Source organism: Flavobacterium oncorhynchi (assembly GCF_002217355.1).
In the GTDB taxonomy this organism is placed as follows: Bacteria; Bacteroidota; Bacteroidia; order Flavobacteriales; family Flavobacteriaceae; genus Flavobacterium; species Flavobacterium oncorhynchi.
Genome location: NZ_MUHA01000021.1, coordinates 68,690 through 89,286 on the forward strand (window position 1 = coordinate 68,690; position 20,597 = coordinate 89,286).

Below are 20,597 nucleotides of genomic sequence, written 5' to 3' on the forward strand. Positions count from 1 at the left end.
CGCAAGTAACTTCATAAAGTGAATCGCCAATCTTTGTCGAGCTTCTAACGGAGATTTCTCCTTCGTCGAAATGACAAACAAGACTTAAACTTTGAGACAAAAAATAAAGTCTCAAACAGCTTAAAAAACAATACCATGAAAAAGTTTTTTTTACATCTAACAATAATATTTTCACTTTTCACATTTTCGGCGAAAGCCCAAACTAAAATCACTGTTTTGGATTTAAAATGCGAAATGCTGACCAATCCGGAAGGAATTGATGTTTTACAGCCAAGATTGAGTTGGAAAATTAAAGCAAACGTAAATGATGTAAAACAAACTTCGTATCAGATTATTGCTTCTTCAAGTTTAGAGAAATTAAATGCTGGAAATGGAGATTTATGGGACAGCGGAAAAGTAAAAAGTGATGCTTCTGTAAATGTAATTTATAACGGTAAAAAACTAAAAGACCGACAAGATGTTTATTGGAGAGTAATTGTTTTTACAAATAAGGGCGAAGTAAAATCGCTAGAAACAGCGCATTTCAGCATCGGAATTTTGACTTATGCCGACTGGAAATCAACTCGCTGGATTGGATATGAAAAAACGTCTCCTGGAGATAGTATTTCGCAATATTCCAGATTATCAGCCAGATATTTAAGAAAAGAAATTGACTTAAAAAAGAAAGTCAAAAGTGCCAAGGTTTATATCATTGGAATGGGCTTGTATGAGTTGTATATCAACGGAAATAAAATTGGAGATCAGGTTTTAGCTCCCGTTCCAACGGATTATACAAAGAATGTAAAATACAATGTTTTTGATGTGACTTCGCAATTGAAAGAAGGAAAAAACGCATTAGGAACGATTTTAGGAAACGGACGTTTTTTCACCATGCGTCAGGATTATAAACCGTATAAAATCAAAACTTTTGGTTATCCGAAAATGGCTTTGCAGTTGTTTGTAGAATACACAGATGGAAGTAAAGATGTGATTAGAACGGATGATACTTGGAAAATAACAACCGAAGGTCCAATTTTATCGAACAACGAATACGACGGAGAAGAATACGATGCTCGTAAAGAAATGAAAGGTTGGAATGCTATCAATTTTAATGACAAAAAATGGCTTTCAGCAGAATATGTTCAGGAACCAGGCGGATTCTATGAAGGACAGATGTCAGCGAATATGAAGGTGAAACGTGAAGTAAAACCGATTTCGATCAAAGAGACTTCAAAAGGGACTTATATTTTAGATATGGGGCAAAATATGGTTGGCTGGTTACAATTGAAAGTAAAAGGAAATGCAGGCGAAAAAATCACAATGAAATTTGCAGAATCGCTTCAGCCAAATGGTTCGTTGTATATTGCCAATCTTCGTGATGCCAAAACGACCGATATTTATACATTAAAAGGCGAAGGCGAAGAAGTCTGGGAACCTCGTTTTGTTTATCACGGATTTCGATTTGTGGAAATTTCAGGTTTCAAAGCCAAACCAACTTTAGAAAATTTTGTTGGAAAAGTGGTTTATGATGATATTGCCACAACAGGAACTTTCGATTCTTCTAATCCAACTATGAATCAGATTTTTAAGAATGCGTGGTGGGGAATCAGCGGGAATTATAAAGGAATGCCAATCGATTGTCCACAGAGAAATGAGCGTCAGCCTTGGTTAGGAGACAGAACAACGGGCGCTTACGGAGAAAGTTTCTTATTCGACAATCAGACTTTATATGCAAAATGGTTAGATGATATTAAAAATGCACAAACTATCGATGGCGGAATTCCTGATGTGGCACCTGCTTTCTGGCGTTATTACGGCGATAATGTGACTTGGCCGGGAACGTATATCACAGTTGCAGATATGTTGTATCAGCAATTTGGAGACAAAAAAGTAGTAGAAAAACAATATCCATCTATGAAAAAATGGATGGATTATATGGAAGAAAACTATTTGGAAAACGATATTATGACCAAAGATAAATACGGTGATTGGTGTGTTCCGCCTGAATCGCTGGAATTAATTCGTTCCAAAGATCTTGCTCGTTTAACTGACGGCGAATTGATTTCGAGTGCGTTTTATTACCAGCTTTTAAATATCATGAAGAAGTTTGCTGTGATTGCAAATGCTGAAAAAGATATTAAACATTATGACGAATTAGCTTCAAGAATCAAAAAAGCATTTAACGCTAAATATTTTAATGCATCAAAAAACAATTACGCTAATAATACTGTAACAGCCAATTTATTGCCTTTAACATTCGGAATGACTCCAGAAGGATTACAGCAAAAAGTTTTTGAAAATCTGGTACATGAAGTGGAAGTAACAAAAAATGGTCATGTAAGCACAGGTGTTATCGGAACGCAGTTTTTAATGCGAACGCTGACTAATTTCGGTCGTGGCGATTTGGCTTTCAAACTGGCATCCAATAAAACGTATCCAAGCTGGGGTTATATGGTCGAAAACGGCGCCACTACGATTTGGGAACTTTGGAACGGAAACACTGCCGATCCTGCTATGAATTCACAAAACCACGTCATGCTTTTAGGAGATTTATTGATTTGGTATTACGAAAATATGGCTGGAATTAAAAGCAATCCTGAAACTCCGGGTTTCAAGCAAATCATTATGAAACCAGATTTTAATGCTGGATTGACTTATGTAAATGCTTCTTACGAATCGGTTTACGGAACAATTAAAAGTGACTGGAAAAAAGATAGAAAAGCTTTGGTTTGGAATATTACCATTCCTGCGAATACTTCTGCGATTGTGTATCTTCCATCAAGCGATATTACGACTATTTCAATCAATAAACAGATGCTGAATAAGTCATCTTATGCTTACTCTGTAGAAAAAAATCAAACAGTTGTAACTCTTTCGTCAGGAAATTTTGCTATAAACGTTAAATAATTTACATTTTTAGTAATTCGGGACAGTACAGGATACATTGTTAATTTTTTAGTGTTATTTTTACACTTAATAAATGTTTTAACCTAAAAAAATGTTAGGTATGTATTTATAATCGAAAATTTTAATTCATAATAAAATTGAGAATGAAAATAACAAAATTAGCATTTGTCTTGTTTGGACTTTTCTTTTTAGGAAGTTGTAAGTCGGCTTTAGAGAAAAAGACTTGGAAAGAAGGAATTCTTGTAGATGAATTTATTTATGATAAAGCACCTTATCCGTCTTGCCACGCTGTTACAATTGTTGAAGTGACAAATGGTGATTTAGTTTCATCTTGGTTTGGAGGCACACATGAAAGAAACCCTGATGTTTGCATTTATGTAAGTATTAAACCTAAAGGAAGCGATAAATGGAGCGAAGGAGTTAAAGTAGCTGACGGCGTTATGAAAGACGGACCAAGATTACCAACTTGGAATCCGGTTTTATATCAAATTCCGGGAGGCGATTTAATGTTATTCTACAAAATAGGACCAAAACCATCGGAATGGTGGGGTGTAATCAGAACTTCATCTGATGGCGGAAAAACGTGGTCTGAAGCACAAAAAATGCCAGAGGGTTTCTTAGGGCCAATCAAAAACAAACCTGTTTTATTAAGCAACGGAACATTGTTATGTCCGTCAAGTATCGAAGGCGACGGCTGGAGACTTCGTATGGAATCTACTCCAGATTTCGGAAAAACCTGGGTAATGGGCGATACGCTTCCGAGAGGAAAACAAAAAATCAATGCGATTCAGCCAAGTATCTTATTCCATAAAGACGGAAGTATTCAGGCTATCGGAAGAACAAGAAACAGAGCTATTTTCAGCACATTCTCCAAAGATAACGGAAAAACTTGGTCGGATGTAGAATTAATCGGACTTCCAAATAACAATTCAGGAACTGATGCGGTTACACTTAAAGACGGCAGACATTTATTGGTTTACAATCACGTACTTCCTCCAGGAAAAGAAGCAAAAGGACCAAGGACACCATTAAACGTTTCGGTTTCTAAAGATGGAATCAATTGGAATGCTGCATTGGTTTTAGAAGATTCAAAAATCAGTCAATATTCTTATCCTTCAATGATTCAAAGTTCTGATGGAATGGTGCATATTGTTTACACTTGGAGAAGAGAAAAACTGAAATATGTAAAAGTGGATCCAAGTAAATTGATTGCACTTCCAATCAAAAACGGAATCTGGCCGGGCGACGAAGGAAAAGTGGTAACGGCAGTAAAAGCGGAAGAAGAATAATAAAGATATAGCCACAGATTAAAAGGATTAAAATGATTAAAATGATTTTTTATTCTAGTTAATCTCCAAAATCTGCTACCCGAGCGATAGCGAACAGGCGAAGCAAATCTGCGAGAGTAATTTTTTTTTACGCAGATTTAGCAGATGGAGCAGATTTTTTTTATCCATTTAATCTTTATAATCTGTGGCAAAAAATATATAAGTATGAAATCTAAAAGAAATTTAATTGTTGCACTAATTGTTGTTCTATCAACAACATTTAATAGCTGTGCAACGGCTCAGTCTTCCAATAAAAAGCAAAAATATAAAGTGGCGGTTTGCGACTGGATGATTTTAAAAAGACAAAAATTAGGTGCTTTTGGTTTGGCAGCAGAAATAAAAGCGGACGGAATTGAACTGGATATGGGAGGTTTAGGAAACCGACCAACTTTTGACAGCAAACTTGGTGATCCAGTTGAAAGACAGAAATTCTTAGATAAATCGAAAGAAACTGGTGTTGGAATAAGTTCTATCGCGATGTCTGGATTTTATGCACAATCATTTGCTACTAGAGAAATCACACCAATGATTACGGATTGTATTAAAGCGATGAAGGATATGAAAGTAAAAGTGGCCTATCTTCCGTTAGGAACGCAAACCGATTTAGTTAAAAATCCAGAATTGCGTCCAGAAGTAATTAAAAGATTGCAATGGGCAGGAAAGGAAGTTGGGAAAATTGGCGGTGTAATTGCGATTGAAACCTCTTTAGATGCGACAGAGGAGAAAAAACTTTTAGACGAAGTAGGTTCAAAATACATTAAAAGCTCTTTCAATTTTGCAAATGCTTTAGATAATAAAAGAGATATTTCATCAGAATTGAAAATATTAGGAAAGAAATATGTAGCGCAGATTCACGCTTCTAATACCGATCAATTTTGGTTAGAAAATGACAAAGCGATCGATATGCCAAAAATCAAACAAACTTTGGACGAAATGAAATGGAGCGGATGGCTTATTATTGAACGTTCTCGTGACGTAACACAAGTGCACAATGTAAAAGCCAATTACGGCGCAAATGTGGCTTATTTAAAACACATTTTCCAAAACTAAAATCAAAATATCTGCCAAATCTGCTAGATCTGCGGGAAAAAAAATACTCTCGCAGATTTAGCAGATCAAGCAGATTAATCATTTTCCAGAATAAATCATATTACCATGAAATATTTACAATTACTTTTTTTATGTCTTTACGTCTCTTTAGCAACAGCTCAAAACATCACTGTTGTTAGTGATCCGAGTTCACCGAGAGCAAAATTTGGAGCAGAGAAATTATCAGAAACGCTTTCATCTAAAGGTTTCAAAGTAGCTTTTGCTGATAAATTCAAAAAATCAAAAGATAAAGTAATTGTCATTGGTGAAAAAGGAACTGATTTTTGGAAACAAAATGCTAAAAGCGCTAAAATCGACGACAATAAACTGACTAAAAAAGAAGGTTTTCAGATTCGCACTCAAAACAATGTAATTTATATTGAAGGAACAGATGCGAGCGGAGCATTGTACGGAGCATTAGAATTAACAGATAAAATTAAAGCTTCAGGTCAGCTTCCTTCAGAAATTAATGTTGAAGACAGTCCGGAAATGGTTTTGCGTGGAGCTTGTATCGGAATGCAGAAACCTGTTTATCTTCCGGGACGTGATGTTTACGAATATCCGTATACACCAGAAACTTTCCCTTGGTTTTATGATAAAGCTTTATGGGTAAAATACTTGGATATGCTGGTAGAAAACCGCATGAACTCGCTATATTTATGGAACGGACATCCGTTTGCTTCTTTAGTAAAATTAAAGGATTATCCGTTTGCAGTTGAAGTAAGCGATGAGGATTTCAAAAAGAATGAAGAAATTTATAAATTCCTTACAGTTGAAGCAAACAAGCGTGGAATCTGGGTAATTCAAATGTTTTATAACATTCTTGTTTCCAAACCTTTTTCGGAGCATTACAACATTAAAACACAAGATCGTTCAAGACCGATTACACCTTTATTGTCTGATTATACAAGAAAATCTATTGCAGCTTTTATCGAAAAATATCCAAACGTAGGATTAATGGTTTGTTTGGGAGAAGCAATCAATACTGTTGATGATGACGTAGAATGGTTTACAAAAACGATTATTCCAGGTGTTCGTGACGGTTTACAGGCATTAGGGAAAACGGAAGAACCGCCAATTATCCTGCGTTCTCACGATACAGATGGGCCTTTGGTAATGGAAAAATCACTCCCGTTATATAAAAATCTATACACAGAAAGTAAATACACCGGAGAATCGTTAACGACTTATACGCCAGGCGGTCCTTGGGGAGAAACGCATAAACAATTAAGCGCTTTAAAATCAATTCATATTGAGAACGTTCACATTTTAGCAAACTTAGAGCCTTTCAGATACGGTTCGCCGGACTTTATTCAGAAAACCGTAAAAGCCATGCATAGTGTACACGGAGCTAATGCGCTGCATTTATATCCGCAGGCATCGTATTGGGATTGGCCATATTCAGCAGATAAAACAAAAAGTGGCGAGCGTTTATTAGAAATGGATCGTGACTGGATTTGGTACAAAGCTTGGGCGAGATACGCTTGGGACAGCAAAAGAGACCGTAACGAAGAAGTGAAATATTGGGATAAAGATTTAGCTGCGAAATTCGGAACTTCTCAGGAAGCGGCAAATAATATTCTAAAAGCTTACGAAGAAACTGGAGAAATTGCACCAAAAACATTAAGACGTTTCGGAATCACAGAAGGAAACCGTCAGACTTTATTGTTAGGAATGTTCGAAAGTCAGTTGGTCAATCCATCAAAATGGAGAGTTTATCCAGGATTCCACGAATCTTGCGGGCCTGCAGGTGAGTTGCTTTTGGAATATGCTAAAAAAGAATGGAATAAAGAACCGCATTCCGGCGAACTTCCAACGCAGATTATTGCCGAAATTACAGAACACGGAAGATTAGCTGTTGAAGCAATTGACAAAGCGGAAGCCAGCGTAACCAAAGACAAAGAAGAATTTACACGCCTTAAAAACGACATGCATGCTTACAAAGCTTTCGCCGATTTTTTCTCAGAAAAAGTAAAAGCCGCTTTATTGGTTTTAAGATACAGTTATTCCAATTATATTGCTGATTTAGACAAGGCAATGCCTCATTTAGAGAAAAGTATTGAGTATTATGAATTGTTGGTAAAACTAACAAAAGATACCTATTACTATGCCAACAGTATGCAAACAGCGCAACGCCGAATCCCAATTGGAGGAGATGACGGAAACAACAAAACTTGGGCAGAATTGCTACCGCATTACGAACGTGAATTGGCTAACTTTAAAAGAAATCTGGAGAAGTTAAAATCTTCTAAAGATGGTAAAATTGAAACCAAAGAAGGAAAACCTTGGAAATCTGCAGATGTAACTTTCATCGACGAAAAACCGGGAACGTATCTAGTTAAAACAGGAACAAAAGTGTATGGAACAGATATTTCTGAATTAACTAAAATTGCTCCTGAACTTCAAAACCTTAGAGGATATTCGTTTGTAGAAAACGATCAAAACGAAAAAGGAACCCATTTGAAGTTTAGAAACACAAAAGCAGTTAAATTAGTGGTTGGATATTTCAATTCAGATCAAAAGAGATTTTTGCTGCCGCCAAGTTTAGAAACTGATGCTGCAGGAAATGCTCACGGTCAAGCCGAAGTGATTCTGGCAAGTGCGATGAATTTAAAAGAATTACCTCGTGTAAACATTCATACATACACATTTCAACCAGGCGAGAATAAATTAGATTTAGGAAAAGGAAAAGTATTGATTTTAGGTTTTATCGATGCAGATCAAACGATAACACCACGTGATGTCGGATATATCGATGCAGGAGAAAAAGCGGCGATCGACTGGTTGTTTTATTAAGAATAGTGATAAAGTTAAACATGATGGGTTTTTAAAACCTGACAGGTTTGCTCGTAAAATATAAACACAATATTGTCATCCCGAGGAACGGGGGATCTTCGCAAGAAACTCTATATAGTTTGTCATTTGCACGTAAGAAGAAATTCCGTCCAGAAATTTAGCCAATCTTTGTAGAGTTCCGTGTGTGATTTCTCCTCCGTCGAAATGACAAAAAGTTGAGTGAAATAAAAACTTAAAAACAACCTTATAATCACTTATATGGTTTTGAAAATATGAATAGATTAGTTTTTTTTATTTTTTGTTTTTTTTCAAGTATATGCTTTGTTTGGAGTCAAAGCACAAAAGGTTCGGCGAAAGTTCGAAAGGAAGTTTCGCTGAACTCATCTTGGGAAACCATTATTTTGGATAATCCCCAAGACGAGAAATCTTTTGTGGAGAATCCAAAATCAAATCAATGGTTAAATGTAAATATTCCGCACAACTGGGATCAGTATTATGGTTTTCGAAGAACAAAACATGGGAATTTGCATGGTACAGCTTGGTACAAAAAAACACTAAAACTTGATAAAAAAGACAGTTCAAAACAGCATTTTCTTTATTTTGAAGGCGTAAGTTCGTATGCAACTGTTTGGGTAAATGGTAAAAAAGTTGGCGAACACAAAGGCGGAAGGACTACTTTTACTTTAGACATTACAAAAGCAGTTTCTTTCAACAAAGAAAATACTATTTTAGTAAAAGCATTACATCCGTCATTTATTGCCGATCTTCCGTGGGTTTGCGGAGGTTGTTCAGGAGAATGGGGATTTTCTGAAGGTTCTCAGCCAATGGGAATTTTCAGACCAGTTACTTTGGTCGTTACAAACGACGTTAGAATTCAGCCGTTTGGAGTTTATATTTGGAATGATAAATCGGTTTCGAAACAAAAAGCGATTCTTCATACCACTACAGAAATTAAGAATTATGGCACTTTAGATCGAAATGTAACGATTGAAAATATCCTTTTTGATGCTTCAGGAAAGAAAGTTGTTATTATAAAAAGCAATAACAAAATCAATTCGGGAGAAACAAAAAAAATAGCACAGACACTTCCTGAGATTGTAAATCCAAAATTATGGTCGCCATCCAGTCCGTATTTGTATAAATTAGTTACTTCAGTTTATGAAAATGGAAAAATAATAGACCAATTAACAACGCCTTACGGAATTCGTTGGGTGAGCTGGCCTGTTAGTCGTGACGGAAAAGACAATCGCTTTTTTATCAATGATGAACCTTTATTTATCAATGGAACTTGTGAATACGAACATTTAATTGGAAATAGTCATTCGTTTTCAGATGAAATGATTCATTCTAGAATTGAACAGATAAAAGCGGGCGGATTTAATGCGTTTAGAGAAGCACATCAACCTCATAACTTAAAATATCAGGAAGAATTAGACGAAAACGGAATCCTGTTTTGGAGTCAGTTTTCGGCGCATATTTGGTACGATACGCCAGAGTTTAAAGAAAACTTTAAAACTCTTTTAAGAGAATGGATTAAGGAACGCAGAAACAGCCCATCAGTAGTAATGTGGGGATTGCAGAATGAAAGCACGATTCCAAAAGAATTTGCCGAAGAATGCACACAAATTATCCGTGAAATGGATCCGTTATCGGCATCGCAAAGAATCGTAACAACTTGTAACGGTGGAGAAGGAACAGATTGGAATGTCGTTCAAAATTGGTCTGGAACTTATGGCGGAGATCCGTTAAAGTATCATCTGGAAATGACTACTCAGTTATTAAACGGAGAATACGGCGCATGGCGTTCTGCCGATTTACATACCGAAGGAGAGTTTGACCAAAAAGGGACTTTAAGCGAAAATCGTTTTTCTCAGTTAATGGAAATTAAAGTCCGCGAAGCCGAATCGGTAAAAGATAAAATTGCAGGACAATTCAACTGGCTTTTTGCTTCACACGAGAATCCGGGACGTGTTCAAAACGGAGAAGGATTTAGAGATATTGACAAAGTTGGTCCGGTAAATTACAAAGGACTTTTTACAATTTGGGGAGAACCTTTGGATGCTTTCTATATGTATCGAGCTAATTACGTTTCGAATAAAACCAATCCGATGGTATATATTGTTTCGCATACTTGGCCAAGCCGTTGGGAAAAACCAGGAATCAAAAACGGAATTGATATTTATTCGAATTGTGATGAAGTAGAATTGTTTAATGATGTTAATAAATCTTCTTTAGGAAAACTGAAAAATCCAGGAATCGGACAGCATTTTCAGTTTAACAATGTCAATGTTCAATACAATGTTTTGTATGCCGTGGGATATGTAAACGGAAAAGCAGCTGCGAAAGATTATATTGTTTTGAATAACTTGCCCAAAGCACCAAATTTCGATGCTTTAATAACTGATAAAGCCGATATTACAAAAGCGAAAAGCGGTTATAATTATATTTACAGAGTAAATTGCGGCGGTTCTGAATTGACAGATTCATCTGGAAATATTTGGCTTTCTGATACGCACAAAAATGGACAAAATACATGGGGATCATTATCTTGGACAGATAATTTTGAAAAATTGCCAGACTTTTTTGCCAGTCAAAGAACTACTTTCGATCCAATAAACGGAACAAAAGATTCAGAATTATTTCAAAGTTTTAGATATGGAGTTGATAAACTGCGTTACGAATTTCCAGCACCAGACGGCGAATATTTAGTAGAGCTTTATTTCACAGAACCTTGGTACGGAACTGGCGGAGGTTTAGATTGCAAAGGCTGGCGTTTGTTTGACGTAGCAATTAATGATAATGTAGTTTTAAAAGATTTTGATATTTGGGCAGAAGCAGGGCATGACAATGCATTAAAGAAAACTTTTGTTGCAAAAAGTATAAACGGGAAAATCGTGATTTCGTTTCCTAATGCAAAAGCTTCGCAGGCAATTATTTCTGCGATTGCGATTGCGACAAAAAATAAAAATGTAAAACCAGCAGAGGAATCACCTAGAAGTATTCAGAATGTAAGTTTAGATTCTAAAGATTTTAAAATTGCTTCTTGGTTAGATATTAATTCGAAGCAATTCACAAACTCAGAAGTGATTTTTACTGAATTGCCTTCGGAAGTTTTTGGAGCAGATTATTTACAGTTTTCATTTAATTCAAAAAACAAAGGTTCGTTTACTCCTAAAGAAGATTCGGAATTATATTTTTTTATAGATAATAAAAAATCCAATTTAAAGTCATTTTCGGAGTATAAAAAATTAGAAGAAAATGCAAAAAACAGCAATGGAATTTCATTTGATGTCTTCACTAAAAAAGTAAAAAAAGGTGAGAAGGTTCTTTTTGATAATTCGGAAACAATTTCTACAATTACCGTTGTTCCAACATATGATATGGGCGAAAAAGACGATTCTAGACCAGTCGTAATTATCGAAGCCGAAAAGACAAAAACAATGGGAACAGGAATCGAAAAAGGAAATTTCAAAAAAGCAGATTATATTGAATTCACAAAAAAGACAAACAATAGCATTGAGTTTGAAGTAAAACCTGGAGTTGCCGGAATTTATTTAATGCGTTTCCGTTTTATGAATAGAAATGAAACACCATTAAAAGTCAAATTTAAAATGGAAGATGCCTACGGAATTTTAATGCGAAATGATACGATTGATTTTCCTTCTTCCACAGAAAAATGGAAGATTTTGAATACAACATCAGGAGGATATATTAATGCAGGAACGTATAAAATTACGTTGGAGGGAGATGATTTGAAGGGATTAATGTTGGATAATTTTGAGTTTCAATAGGTTTTTTTGAAGCGCAAAGAGACAGAGAGGCAAAGGAACAGAGGTTTTCATCGTTTGTCAGGCTGAGCGAAGTCGAAACCCACGTTAGTTAATTCCTCAATGTTTATCTCATTAAGTTTGTCATTTCGATCCCGAAGCTTCGGGAGAGAAATCACACTAGAAACTTGACAAAGATTGGCGATTTGCATTGCGGAATGCCGTGTGTGATTTCTCCCTTCAGTCGAAATGACAGAGAAGTTAGTAGAGTAGTATAAAAAACATATTTATGATTAAACATAAAAACATATTTCAAAAAATTACAATTGCCTTATTGTTTTCAGTATCAGTTTTTGCACAAAAACAAGTCAGAATTGTAGAAGACTTCAACAAAAATTGGAACTTCAAATTAGGAGATCATCCAGAAGCGACAAATGTTAATTTTAATTCTTCTGATTGGAGAACACTTCAATTACCGCATGATTGGAGTATTGAAGGGACTTTCGATAAAAACAGTAAAACAAAGCAAGCACAGGGATTTTTACCAACTGGAAAAGGCTGGTATCGTAAAGTTTTTACTGTTTCTGCGAATTGGAAAAACAAAACAGTTTCAGTTGAATTTGACGGTGTTTTTAAGAACAGTGAAGTTTTCATTAATGGAAAATCATTAGGAGTTCGCCCAAATGGTTATATTTCTTTTGGTTATGATTTAACGCAGTATTTGAACTTCGGAAAATCAAATACGATTGCTGTAAAAGTTGATAACGATGCACAGCCGAATTCAAGATGGTACACGGGTTCTGGGATTTACAGAAATGTGCGTTTGGTTGCCAGCGAAAAACTGCATGTAGGGAAGTGGGGAACTTTTGTAACAACGCCTGAAGTTTCAGCAGAAAAATCAAAAATACATTTAGAGGTTACGATTGATAATGATAATGCTTCGGCGAAAGAATTTAAACTGGTTACTTCGGTCGTAAATTCTGAGAATAAAGAAGTTGTCAATTTTACTTCAACAGAAAAAATCGGTGCTAAAACATCAGAAAAAAAGGTACATGATTTGGTTTTGAATCAGCCGAAATTATGGAGTACAGAGAATCCGCATTTGTATAAAGTCATTACCAAAGTTTATGAGAAATCGAAATTGGTCGATAATTATGAAACGCCTCTAGGATTTAGATTTTTTAATTTCGATTCAGAAAAAGGATTTTCTTTAAATGGCGTTCCAACTAAAATATACGGAGTTTGTCTGCATCACGATAATGGCGCTTTGGGTGCGGTTGAAAATATTCATGCGGTTAGAAGAAAACTGACTTTAATGAAGGAAATGGGAGCAAACGCTATCAGAATGTCTCATAATCCGCATTCGTTGGAAATGATGCAATTGTGCGACGAAATGGGATTCATTGTTCAGGACGAAGCTTTTGACGTTTGGAAGAAGAAAAAAGTAACCAACGATTATCATAAAGATTGGGATGCCTGGCACAAACAGGATTTAGAAGATTTTATCAAAAGAGACCGTAATCATCCATCGGTTATGATGTGGAGTATTGGAAACGAAATCAGAGAACAGTTTGATTCGACTGGAATTGCGATTACCAGAGAATTGGCTAAAATTGTAAAATCGTTAGACAAGACACGTCCAGTAACTTCGGCTTTGACCGAAAATGTAATTGAGAAAAACTTTATTTACCAATCTGGTGCTTTAGATCTTTTGGGATTCAATTACAAACACGAAGATTACAAAGATTTTCCAACACGTTTTAAAGGACAAAAAATATTGGCATCTGAAAGTGTTTCGGCTTTAGAAACACGAGGACATTATGATTTTCCAGACGGAATTAAAGCTTGGCCGACAAAACACGGCGCTCCGTTTGACGGAAATGCTGATTGGACGGTTTCGGCTTACGATCAGGTGAAATCGTATTGGGGAGCGACGCACGAAGAAAATTGGAAAACGATCAAGAAACAAGATTTCATGGCGGGAACTTTTATCTGGACTGGATTTGATTATATCGGAGAACCTGATCCATATCCGTTTCCTGCAAGAAGTTCGTATTTCGGAATTGTTGATTTGGCTGGACTTCCAAAAGATGTGTATTATATGTACCAAAGTGAATGGTCGAAAAAAGACGTTTTGCATATTTTTCCGCATTGGAATTGGAAAAAAGATCAGGAAGTTGAAGTTTGGGCGTATTACAATAATGCTGATGAAGTGGAATTATTCTTAAACGGAAAATCTCTTGGAAAGCAATCAAAACAAAATGATGATTTGCATATTTCATGGAAAGTGAAGTTCGAACCAGGAACTTTAAAAGCAATTTCAAGAAAGAATGGAAAAGTAGTTTTAGAAAAAGAAATCCACACAGCGGGTGAATCTTCAAAAATTGATTTAAAAGCAGACAAAACAATAATCAAAAATGATACTTACGATTTGGTTTATGTAACCGTTTCTATAGTTGATGCAGCTGGAAATTTATTACCAAACGCAACTGATTTAATTAATTTTGAAGTGACTGGCGGCGGAAAATTGGTTGGAGTTGATAATGGTTATCAAGCTAATTTGGATTCTTTTAAAGCTAGTTCCTGCAAGTTATTCAGCGGAAAATGTATTGCTATAATTCAATCGAATGGGAAGAAAGAAAATATTCAGTTGAAGGCTGCTACAGGCAGTTTACCAGTTTCTGTTATTGAAGTAAAAGTACAGTAAACGCTCTCTCGCAAAGTTTTTGAACCATATAAGTTATGTAAGTTGTTTTAAGTTTAGGCTTGATTGAACTTATATAACTTATATGGTTTGTTTTTTTAGCTTATCCAACTTTGCCATTGTACAATTATTTTCCATTTACCGTTTGTTTTTTTTAAATATATGGCTTGTCCACTTCCGCATAAACCACCACATTCGTAATCTAATTCTACATATGCATTTTGTTTGTCAGCAGAGAAAATAGGTATTGTCATTTCATAAAATCTTGATCGTTGCCCGTTTTTGCGTCTAATTTTGGTTTTTTCAATTGTAGTTGTGTTTAATTTTTCAACAATAGATTTTCCAATTTTTAGTTTATCTGGATTTGAATTTTGTTCTAACAGATACAGAGAATCTTTAGAGGAGAAAAAAGTTTGCCCTTTTATTTTACTAGGTATTAATTGAGTAATGTATATACCGCCAGAAAGGGGAGGGAGTGCTATAAAATCTTTGCTGTTTTTTTTGTGAGGAATCCATATGTTAAGCTTTCTAAGTTCACTGTAAAACATTATAGAATCTTCGCTTTTGGAAAAAACATCTAAACTATCCTGAATTATAATTGCTTCTACAATTTCGTTGATATCTTTAATTTGCTCAGAAGCTATGCTGGTTTTCTCTTTTTTGTTTTGACAGCTGCAAACTGCAAAAATGATCACTATGTAAAGAATTGGTTTTTTCATGTCTAGATTTTAACGTCTTAAAGTAAAAGTAATGAATTAATGTTATCTTCTTCAAGCAAATATATTCGAATCAAATTCTTGTATAAAAAAATATTCCGCCCCAAAATAGGAGCGGAATATTTACCATTTTAAAAAAAAATCAAGAATTATCGCTATAACTCAAGTTATCGTTCTTAGAAAACACCAATGTAGTGGTTTCCTGCTTTGTTAACCAATTTAGCACCTTTGGTAACAGCGCCAGTTGCAGCATTAATAATGTAAATATTTCCATCTTTACCAACTGGTGTAACTGCAATGTATATTTCGTTTCCGTCAACTACAAAACCTTGGTATTGACCAAAATCTAAAGCTGTATCATAAGCAATACCTTCAACTAGTTTAGCTGTTTTTGCATTAAGATCGATTCTTGCTACATAACCTTGGTTTGTACCTTCGTAAGTATAAACAGCATAAGCAATTCCGTTTCCTACGTATCTCCATGCATCAATATAAGAACCTTTAACTCCAAGGGCAGTATCTAAACTGAAAACATAAGAGTTATCGTATTCATTGCTTTGGTTGATTTTTAAGATATAAGAACCTTTTTTAGTATCTCTTTGAGTTGCTTGGTAGATGTTTCCATCATTTGCTACAAAACTGTTGAAACTTCTGTATCCGCTTGTATCTCCAAAACCAACTGTCGAAGTAATTACTTTAGGGTTTTGTAATGAAGGATAATCAACAACAACAGATTTAGAACCTAAACGTTCAAAATCACTTTCGATCAATCCTGTAGAAGGATTCGTTTTACGCATCCAAGTTCCAATGATTAATTTGTTTCCTGCTTTGTTTAATGTTGGTGCATCTAAACGGAAAATATGGTGACCTAAAGCTTCTTCAGCTGTAGTTAATGCAATTTCATATTGTCTGTAATCAGAAATTAAGAACTTTTGTAAATCAAGGCTTAAAACGGTTGCAGAACCTCTTGTATATTTATATGTTTTTCCATCTGCTTGTGTAACAACTGCTGGAGTAGTCACGTTTACTGCTACACCTGTTTTATCACCGTCAAAAAGTTTTACCCATCTAGGAGATGTTCCTGCATATTGAGAGATATTTACTGTTGTTCCTGATTGTGTAAAGCTTTTTCCTCCATTAACTTTATAAGTCATGAATTCACCACCATTAGCACCAGTATAGGTAATATTAAAAAGTGTGCTTCCATCAACAGACGATTGTAAACGAGCTGTTCTTGTTGATTGTACGGGCTCACCATTATCGAAAGCATTAATAGAAATGTTTGGGTTCTTTGCATCTTCTTTGCTAACAGAGAAAACTCTTGTACCACCGTTTCCGTCTCCAGGATTCGTTTGCATTAAAGCTCCTGCAACCGTTATCCATCGGTTTTCAGTAACTGGAGGCAATACAGATGGTTCCTCTTTATTATCATCACTGCTGCAGCTTGTAGTAAGTGCAAATGTGGTTAAAACCAATCCACATGCAAGTAGTTTAAATGTACTTTTTTTCATATCTATGTGTATTAAAAAATTAATTATTTACTAAAATTTATTGAGAGTGTAGTTTAATTTTAAATAGAAACCTCTTCCAGGTTTTTGAACAGCAAAGTTGTCGTAGACCTGAACATTTGTAATGTTTTTGACATCAAAACTTGCTATAAATTTCTTGTTTGGAAATGTATAAGTTATCCCTAAATCCTGCGGAAATTGATTTGGTGTTTGATCGTTTTCAGTTTCTTGCCATGTTGTATAAAATGCACCTACGTAGCCCGCATTGTAATAGAGATTTAATTCTGAATTTTTTTGCAGGATGTCTTTAAAATTATACTGAATGTTACCGTTTACAGTAAAATACGGCTCATTTGGTAATTGCTGATTGTAGTATTCTAACAATAGTCCTTTCTCATCGTATTTCGTTTTATACAGTGAATTAAACTTCGACATGTTCATCGATACAAATAATCTGTTATTATTAGAGTATTCAGCCGAAAATTCATAACCCAAAGATTGTGCTGTTCCTAAATTTACAAATGGAGATGTCTGCAAGGCTTCATTTACACGATTACTAAATGCAAGTATAATTTTATCTTTAGAATTTCTCCAAAACCCAGAACCGTTAAAACTAAATTTATGATTGTTAATTTTATACGGACCAAATCGTAAGCCTATATTTAAGTTATCACTTTGTTCTGGTCTTAATCCACTATTTGGTGTTTGATTTTCACTTGGATTACCAAAGATTTCACCTTCTGAAGGAAGTCTTATTGCTCTTTCTGCAGATAAATTAAACATCATTTTTGGAAAAATAAAATAAGATGAAGCTAACCCGTAACCGTAAAAAGTGGTATTGTTCTTTTCTAATTTTTCTTGAATAGTGGTTTGCTCTCCAGAATTAACTATTACTGGTGTTCTTTGTTCTGTTTTTTGATTGTATCTTTTTCCAAACAAGCTTGTTCTTAAGCGAGAATTAAACGCTTCTAGTTCGTAAGCTAATGATAAAACGCTTTTTTCAAGGTCTCGTTTTTGCTGAAAATTTCTTTCCAGTTCAGATTTCATTTCGTCATAATCGTCTCGCTCAAAAGAGTAAAGCATACTGCTGAATACAAACTTATGATTCTCATTCAGCGAATAATTTAAACCTCCTCTGGTGCTAAAAATTTTACTGTTAATGTGCAAGATAGTAGGTGCACCTTGTTGCGCTCCGTAAGGTGATAAAATAGGTTCACCGCGAAGCCCCAATGTTTTTTCATTAAACCAGTTGTAATTCCATTTAACCGTATCGCTCAGTACTTCGTTTCTTTGACTGAAAACAGAATTAACCGTAAACTCAAGTCCTTTTACAAGAAAATCTTTCTTGCTGTAATTAATGCTTATTACTTTGGCATCAGACTCGGTAAATCGACCTTTGTAAGGTCTTGACATCGCCTGTCCGTGCTGAATTTCATTATAATCATCAGAAGTATTAAAACCTATCAAGAACGTATCTGCCCAATTAACGTTTGTAAAACCCGCTTCGATTCGACCTCCGTAAGAACGGTAAGCATCTTCAAAACGTTTTGCTTTAATAGGTGTTTTTTGTCCGTTTGATAAAATGTTGTAGGCAAATTTTCCCCAAATTTCATAGTCATTATCAGAGTAATTATAAAAGCCGGAACCTTTTAAAGTAAAACCATTTTTATCTCGATAAGTAGTGTTAAAATTAGATTGAATAGTATTAAACGAACCATAAGATACAGATGCGTTTAGGGTGTTTTTAGCTCCTTTTTTTAGTATTACATTAATTGCACCGCCTAAAGCGTCATCTGCCAAATATGCTGGAACAACACCTTTGTAAACTTCAATACGCTCAATTAATGCTGGAGGAATACTGTTTAAACTAAACGATGAACCGTAAGTTGAAATTGGAATACCATCAATAAATATTCGGATTGAATTACCTGTCATTCCGTTTAGGTTATAATTTACACTTGAGCCTAAACCTCCGTTTTGACGAACACGAACACCAACTGATTGCGCTAATAAATCATTAGTTTGAATGTTTCTTTTTGCTGCTTCTTGCGTTTCGATTACGTTTACAGAAAATCCTTTATCTATAATCTCTTTTTTAGCCGTCTTTTTAGTGATTACTACTTCATTTAAATGTTTAGTATCATTTTTTTTCTCTAATGTAATTGCAACTTGTTGTGAAGTATGATTCAAATGAACTTCGATCATTTTTGTATTTGCTTCTAGTGAAGAAACTTCTAAAGTGTATTTTTTAAAAGGAAGACCTTTGATTTGAAATTTACCGTCATTGTCAACAATAGCGAATTTTTGTGTTCCTGAAACTAATACTGTTGCTCCAAAAGCTGTTTCATGTTTGCCAAATGTCACTTTTCCTGTAATTGTTCCGGTTTGTGACCATCCCGTAATTGTTACCATGAAAAAGATAAAATAAATAAACCTCATAACTGCGTGTAGTAAATAAATTGTGCAGCAAACTTATGAGTTTATTTAAATTTAATCTAAATAAACGAATTAGAAAATCATTAGATTTACATTAGAAAATCATTAGAATAACATTAAAGTTTCTAATGTTGAGAAGACAAGGAAAACAGAGGTCTTAAGACAAGGTGTAAGTGTCTTTTTGTTAGTTGTTTACTTGTTTTGTGTATGGTGAAATAGAACAGATAAAACGAGAAGACAGCTTAAAAAGTATCAATAATCGAATATTTTAATCTTTAAAATTAGAGACTATCCTTAAAGTTTTACCTTGAAATGTTTAATGTTAAAGTTCTTCGATTTGATCACTTTTCCGTTGTCTGTAATCATAAGACAGCTGTATTCAGGAAATTTTTGCAGTAAGAGCAGGCCGTCCTTCTGACCTAATACCATTAACGAAGTGCTTAATCCGTTTGCAGTTTCTGCATTTGGACCAAAGATGGTAACACTGCATAATCCAGTTACAGGATAACCAGTTGCAGGATTTATAATGTGAGAATATCGTTTGCCATTAAAAACAACAAACTTTTCATAACTGCCCGAAGTAGTTACTGCACCTTGATTTAAAGGTACAACTGTCAAGAGTTTTTCGGGTTTAAACGGATTTGTAATGCCTATTTTCCAGTCTTCTCCATTTGGTTGTTTTCCCCAAGTACTCATATCTCCAGAACCATTAATAATGCCGGCTTTAATGCCTTTTTCAAGCATCATTGTACGGCATTTATCGGTAGCGTAGCCTTCGCCTAAAGCACCAAAACCAATTTTCATTCCCTTTAGTTTTAGAAAAATAGTCGATTGCACACTGTCTAGAATAATGTTTTTGTAACCTACTTTTTCTACAGATTTTTTTATGGCTTCCGCCGAAGGCATTTCGGTCATTGATCCGTCAAATTTCCAAATTCTATCCATCGCAGCAAAACTTACGTCAAAGCCGCCATTTGTTAGTTCAGAAAATTTGATTGCTTTTTGCGTTAGTTCAAAAACTTCTCGATCCACTTTAATTGGTTTAATTCCTGCATTCTGATTGACTTCAGAAACCTGCGAAGTTGATTTCCAATCTGAGATTAAATTCTCAATTCGGGTAATTTCGGCAATTACTTCGGTTATATTTTCTTCGGCAGTTAGAGAATCTTTGGCAACAATACTAATATCAAAACGACCGCCCATAAGCAGTGTCGTTCTTTTTCGTAAAACCTGCGAATGTGCTGATAAACCACATATTAGGACAAAAAGAATTAAATATATGTTCCCGTTTTTTCTAAGCATGAAAAATCTTTTTTGATAAAAATTTTATATTAAAAGTTGCTGTGGAGCACTATTTATAAAAACAA

The 20,597-nt window shown here is 34.9% G+C and carries 10 protein-coding genes; 6 read left to right on the forward strand and 4 right to left on the reverse strand.

Annotated elements, in window-relative coordinates; translation table 11 throughout:
- The first annotated feature begins 135 nt into the window (after positions 1–135).
- The 6 genes from B0A75_RS13585 to B0A75_RS13610 all read left to right on the forward strand — a co-directional run bounded on the left by B0A75_RS13585 (position 136) and on the right by B0A75_RS13610 (position 14,573).
- Complete coding sequence (locus tag B0A75_RS13585; protein ID WP_089054817.1) at positions 136–2,886, forward strand: glycoside hydrolase family 78 protein; 2,751 nt, start codon at positions 136–138, stop codon at positions 2,884–2,886.
- A gap of 143 nt (positions 2,887–3,029) precedes the next feature.
- The gene (locus B0A75_RS13590) at positions 3,030–4,175 is read left to right on the forward strand and encodes a sialidase family protein (protein WP_089054818.1); all 1,146 of its coding nucleotides are present in this window, start codon (positions 3,030–3,032) and stop codon (positions 4,173–4,175) included.
- A 204-nt stretch (positions 4,176–4,379) separates the two neighbouring features.
- The gene (locus B0A75_RS13595) at positions 4,380–5,264 is read left to right on the forward strand and encodes a sugar phosphate isomerase/epimerase family protein (protein WP_089054819.1); all 885 of its coding nucleotides are present in this window, start codon (positions 4,380–4,382) and stop codon (positions 5,262–5,264) included.
- 105 nt (positions 5,265–5,369) lie between these two features.
- Entirely contained in the window at positions 5,370–8,099 is a 2,730-nt protein-coding gene (locus tag B0A75_RS13600) for an alpha-d-galacturonidase (protein WP_089054820.1), read from the forward strand.
- A 272-nt stretch (positions 8,100–8,371) separates the two neighbouring features.
- The gene (locus B0A75_RS13605) at positions 8,372–11,890 is read left to right on the forward strand and encodes a malectin domain-containing carbohydrate-binding protein (protein WP_089054821.1); all 3,519 of its coding nucleotides are present in this window, start codon (positions 8,372–8,374) and stop codon (positions 11,888–11,890) included.
- 265 nt (positions 11,891–12,155) lie between these two features.
- Positions 12,156–14,573 (forward strand): sugar-binding domain-containing protein, encoded by a 2,418-nt coding sequence (locus B0A75_RS13610; protein WP_089054822.1) that lies wholly within the window; start codon positions 12,156–12,158, stop codon positions 14,571–14,573.
- Between the two features lie 95 nt (positions 14,574–14,668).
- Here the strand turns inward: B0A75_RS13610 and B0A75_RS13615 are convergent, their stop codons facing one another.
- The 4 genes from B0A75_RS13615 to B0A75_RS13630 all read right to left on the reverse strand — a co-directional run bounded on the left by B0A75_RS13615 (position 14,669) and on the right by B0A75_RS13630 (position 20,532).
- Positions 14,669–15,289: a hypothetical protein gene (locus tag B0A75_RS13615; RefSeq protein ID WP_089054823.1), complete on the reverse strand. Its 621-nt coding sequence runs from the start codon at positions 15,287–15,289 to the stop codon at positions 14,669–14,671.
- 173 nt (positions 15,290–15,462) lie between these two features.
- Positions 15,463–16,797 carry a hypothetical protein gene (locus tag B0A75_RS13620; RefSeq protein ID WP_089054824.1) on the reverse strand — a complete coding sequence of 445 codons (1,335 nt, stop codon included), beginning with the start codon at positions 16,795–16,797 and terminating at the stop codon, positions 15,463–15,465.
- Positions 16,798–16,827: 30 nt separating this feature from the next.
- On the reverse strand, positions 16,828–19,206 hold the full coding sequence (locus tag B0A75_RS13625; RefSeq protein ID WP_089054902.1) for a TonB-dependent receptor: 2,379 nt from the start codon (positions 19,204–19,206) through the stop codon (positions 16,828–16,830).
- Between the two features lie 318 nt (positions 19,207–19,524).
- Positions 19,525–20,532, reverse strand: a complete 1,008-nt coding sequence (locus B0A75_RS13630) for an FAD:protein FMN transferase (RefSeq protein WP_089054825.1) — start codon at positions 20,530–20,532, stop codon at positions 19,525–19,527.
- Positions 20,533–20,597: the final 65 nt, after the last annotated feature.